The 3,954-nt window shown below is 75.2% G+C and carries 5 protein-coding genes; all 5 read left to right on the top strand.

All coding sequences use genetic code 11. The features are described 5' to 3' along the window. On the top strand, window positions 1-467 hold a 467-nt coding region (locus tag AB0J52_RS30800), incomplete at its 5' end, for an ATP-binding cassette domain-containing protein (RefSeq protein ID WP_500186197.1). A 60-nt stretch (window positions 468-527) separates the two neighbouring features. After that, a complete protein-coding gene (locus tag AB0J52_RS30795) occupies window positions 528-1,475 on the top strand; it encodes an NAD-dependent epimerase/dehydratase family protein (RefSeq protein ID WP_500186195.1) in 948 nt (315 codons plus the stop codon). Window positions 1,476-1,498: 23 nt separating this feature from the next. Then, a complete protein-coding gene (locus AB0J52_RS30790; RefSeq protein ID WP_500186193.1) occupies window positions 1,499-2,671 on the top strand; it encodes a glycosyltransferase family 4 protein in 1,173 nt (390 codons plus the stop codon). A 3-nt stretch (window positions 2,672-2,674) separates the two neighbouring features. Continuing rightward, window positions 2,675-3,415 (top strand): hypothetical protein, encoded by a 741-nt coding sequence (locus tag AB0J52_RS30785; protein ID WP_500186191.1) that lies wholly within the window; start codon window positions 2,675-2,677, stop codon window positions 3,413-3,415. Between the two features lie 41 nt (window positions 3,416-3,456). Beyond that, complete coding sequence (locus AB0J52_RS30780; RefSeq protein WP_500186189.1) at window positions 3,457-3,873, top strand: hypothetical protein; 417 nt, start codon at window positions 3,457-3,459, stop codon at window positions 3,871-3,873. Window positions 3,874-3,954: the final 81 nt, after the last annotated feature.

Here is a 3,954-nt window from a genome sequence, read left to right as displayed (position 1 = left end):
CCGGCGTCGCCAGGCTCGGCGCGCGCGTGGTGCCGGGGCTGTTCGCGCAGACGCACGCCCGGCCCGACCTGGCCGGACGAACGCCGTGCGAGATCGTCATGACCGAGCACGCGCGGCTGCGGAACGACGCGATGAACGCGCTCGCCCGCTACGAGCTGCAGTACTGCGCGGAGCAGCCGTTCGAGACGCTGTCGGGCGGTCAGCAGGCGCGGTTGCAGATCCTGCTGCTGGAGCTGGGCGGCGCGACGCTGCTGCTGCTGGACGAGCCGACCGACAACCTCGACCTCGCCAGCGCCGAGGCGTTGCAGGAGGGCCTGGAGTCGTACGAGGGGACGGTCGTGGCGGTGACGCACGACCGGTGGTTCGCGCGGTCCTTCGACCGGTTCGTGGTGTTCCGGTCGGACGGGTCGGTCGTCGAGGCCCCGGAGCCGGTCTGGGACGAGAAGCGGGTCGTCCGCCGCCGCTGAGCGTCCGACCGGAGGCCGGGAGGGGGTTCGCTCGCGGGCCGGTCTTTATAGGGTGCTTCGGTGCGGATTGCTATTACCGGGGCGGCCGGGTTCATCGGCAGCCGGGTGGCCTCGGCGGCGGCGCGGGCCGGGCACGACGTGCTGGCCGTGGACGCGCCCGACCGCGCGCTCGCGCCCGGGACGGCCCGCCGCACCTGGGACGCGCTCGCGGTGCCGAAGGCCGAACTCGACCTGGCGTCCGCCGACCTCGCGCCCCTCGGTGCGGCGGACGTGGTCGTCCACCTGGCCGGACGGCCCGGGATCCGCTCGTCGTGGGGCGCGGAGGACGCCACCCACCGGGACAACGTGGTCGCGACCCGGCGCGTCCTGGCGGCGGCGGCCGGACGCGTCGTCGTGGCGTCCAGCTCGTCGGTCTACGGCTCGGCGGGACGGGACCGCCCGACCCGCGAGGACGACCCGCTCGCGCCCGCCAGCCCGTACGCGGCCAGCAAGGTCGCGGCCGAGCGGCTGGCGCGCGGGCGGCCGGACACGGTCGTGCTGCGCTACTTCTCCGTCTACGGGCCGGGCCAGCGGCCGGACATGGCCTTCCACCGGTTCGCCGAGGCGGCGCTCGCCGGGCGGCCGCTGCCGGTGTTCGGCGACGGCCGCAAGGCGCGCTCGTTCACGCACGTGGACGACGTCGTGGCCGCGACGCTCGCCGCGACGACGGCCGAGGTGCCGGACGGGACGGCGATCAACGTGGGCCATCCGGAGCCGGTGACCGTGCGGGCGGCGATCGCGCTGCTCGGCCGGATCCTGGACGTCCGGCCGGAGATCGAGTGGGCCGCGCCGGTCGCCGGGGACGCCGACCGCACCTGGGCCGACCCGTCCCGCGCCCGCGCGCTGCTCGGCTGGACACCCCGGACCGCTCTCGCGGACGGCCTCGCCGATCAGATCGCGTGGCACCGCGAGAACGCGGGACACCGCCAGATCGCGTGGCACCGGGAGAACGCGCCGGCCGTCCTATGAGCCAGATGATCCAGACGACTCCGATGAACCATCGCGCGGCCTACTTCGCGTTCGACCTGTTCCCGTCGACGAAGGGCGCCGCCGTCCACATCGCGCAGATGGCGGACGAGATGTTCGCGCGCTTCGGCGGCGGGCTGCTGGGCGTGACGGGCGGCGGGGCGCTGCCGCCCCGGCAGGTGGAGGGCACGCGGGAGATCGTCCGGTTCGGGGACGCGCTGCCGAACCTGCTCGACCGGTTCGAGGCGTTCTCGGCGTGGGTGGCGGGGCTGGTCGCCGAGCACGCCGGGACGCTGGAGGTCGTCCACGTCCGGGACCCGTGGGGCGCGCTGCCCGTCGTGTCCGCGCCGGACCGTCGGTACCGGGTCGTGTACGAGGTGAACGGGCTGCCGTCGATCGAGCTGCGGCACACCCGTCCGGGCGTTCCGGAGCGGACGCTCGCGAAGATCCGCGAGCTGGAGTCGCGCTGCCTGGCGGCCGCGGACGCGGTCATCGTGCCGTCGCAGGTCAACGCGCGGGCCGTCCGGGCGTACGGCGTCCCGGACGGGAAGATCACCGTCGTGCCGAACGGCGCGGACGTCCCCGCGCCGCGCCCGAGACCGGCGGACGCCCCTGAGCGGTACCTGGTCTACGTCGGCGCGCTCCAGCCCTGGCAGGGCCTGGATGTGCTGCTCCGGGCGTTCGCGCGGCTCGCCGACCTGCCCGACCTGCGCCTGGTGGTGTGCTCGTCGGTCCCGCCGAAGCGGGCGAAGCCGCTGCGGCGGCTGGCCCGGCACCTGGACGTGGAGGACCGGGTCGAGTGGCGGTTCACCGTCCCGCACGCCGACGTCGCCGCCTGGCTGGAGCACGCCGAGCTGTCGGTCGCGCCGCTCACCGCCTGCGCGCGCAACCTCGACCAGGGCTGCGCGCCGCTGAAGGTGCTGGAGTCGATGGCCGCCGGGACCCCGGTCGTCGCGTCCGACCTGCCGGTGGTGCGCGAGCTGATGGCCGACCGGGAGCACGGGCGGCTCGTCCCGGCGGACCGTCCGGCCGAGCTGGCCCGGGCCGTCCGGGTGCTGCTGGAGTACCCCGGGCAGGCGCGGGCCATGGGCGCGCGCGCCCGGGAGCACGTCGCGGCCACGCTGACCTGGACGCACTCGCGCGCCCGGCTCGCGGAGGTTTACCGTACGTTGTCCGCCCAGCCGGTCGATCGGTGGTGACGCATGTTGTGGCGTAAGCAGCGCAAGGCGTTGGAGAGCCTGCATCCCCTGCACAGGCAGCTCGTGGAGGAGCGCCGGTTCTCCGCGACGCTGCCGGCCGCCGAGTGGACGGCGCTGCTGGCGAGCCTCGCCGCGCACGAGCAGACGATCACCAAGCGGAAGTGGCGGCTGCCGGACCGGACGGCCATGGCGCTCGTCCCGATGCTGCGCGTGCTGCAGGAGGACATGGAACCGGGCGCGCCCCTCGGCGTGACGACCGACCTGCGCGGCGCGGTCGTCCCCGACAAGGGCGGCGAGATCCGTCCCCTGCGGGTCCGGCCGCCGGCGGTGTCGGGGAGCGAGAAGTTCTACACCGACCCCTGGTTCCTCGCGCGGGCCGAGCTTCGGGACGGCAGCGTGCTGGAACTCGCGGTCGTCGAACGCGTGCGGCAGCGCCGGATCCTCAAGAGGAGCCGCAGCGGCAAGACCAAGGTCAAGGTGAAGGACAAGCCGGTCCGGGTCGTCCGCGCGACGCGGCGGCTGCCGAAGGGCATGCCGGTGGTGCGTCCCGCCCCCGCCGCGCCGGACTGGCTGGCCGTGCGCGTGCAGCAGAAGGAGAACGGCCGGACGGTGCTGCGCGCGTCCGCGAAGGTGGCCGCCCACGGCGGTCCCGGGACGGTCGAGCCGATCCTGACCGTCGTCGGCGAGCTGTTCCGCTGGACCCCGCCGCGGAAGCCCGCGGCCACCCCGAGGAGGGCCCGTTGACCACGCCGCCGCCGTCGATGCCACCGTCCATGCCACCGTCGATGCCGCCCCCGCAGGGGCCGCCCCGCTGCTCGATGCTCACCGGGTTCTTCGTGCTGGGCCGCTGCGACCGGCCCGCCGCCGGCCTCTGCCCCACGTGCGGACGCCCGGTCTGCCCCGACCACACGGGCCACGGCGGCGACTGCTCGGAGTGCCGGGGGAGGCTGGAGGATCACGCCCACGACCGGTCGTGGGTGTACGGCTCCCGGCGCAGGCACTACGAGAACAGCTCGTCGGTGTACGGCTCCCCCACCTGGTACCCGTCCTTCGACCAGGACGACCGGGACGCCTTCGAGCCGGGCGGCGGCGACTGGGCCACGGCGTCCGGCGACTACGGCGGCGGGGACGAGTGGGACGGCTCGGACACCGGCGCCGGCGGCGACTGGGACTCCGGCGGCGACGGGCTCGTGGACAGCTGATGCCGCGCGTCCTCTGGATCACCGAGCACTATCCGCCCAGCAAGGGCGGCATGTCCGAGTCGTGCGACCGGATCGTGCGGG

Origin of the sequence: Spirillospora sp. NPDC049652, from assembly GCF_040675125.1 — a bacterium.
Classification (GTDB): Bacteria; Actinomycetota; Actinomycetes; order Streptosporangiales; family Streptosporangiaceae; genus Spirillospora.
The sequence above is the reverse complement of the archived record's forward strand: the minus strand, read 5'-3'. Positions and strand labels throughout refer to the sequence as shown.

What these genes read in the sequence shown, in the direction of transcription:
- AB0J52_RS30785 (WP_500186191.1), top strand. Translation starts at nt 2,675, where the DNA reads ATGTTGTGGCGTAAGCAGCGCAAGGCGTTGGAGAGCCTGCATCCCCTG.
- AB0J52_RS30790 (WP_500186193.1), top strand. Translation starts at nt 1,499, where the DNA reads ATGAACCATCGCGCGGCCTACTTCGCGTTCGACCTGTTCCCGTCGACG.
- AB0J52_RS30780 (WP_500186189.1), top strand. Translation starts at nt 3,457, where the DNA reads ATGCCGCCCCCGCAGGGGCCGCCCCGCTGCTCGATGCTCACCGGGTTC.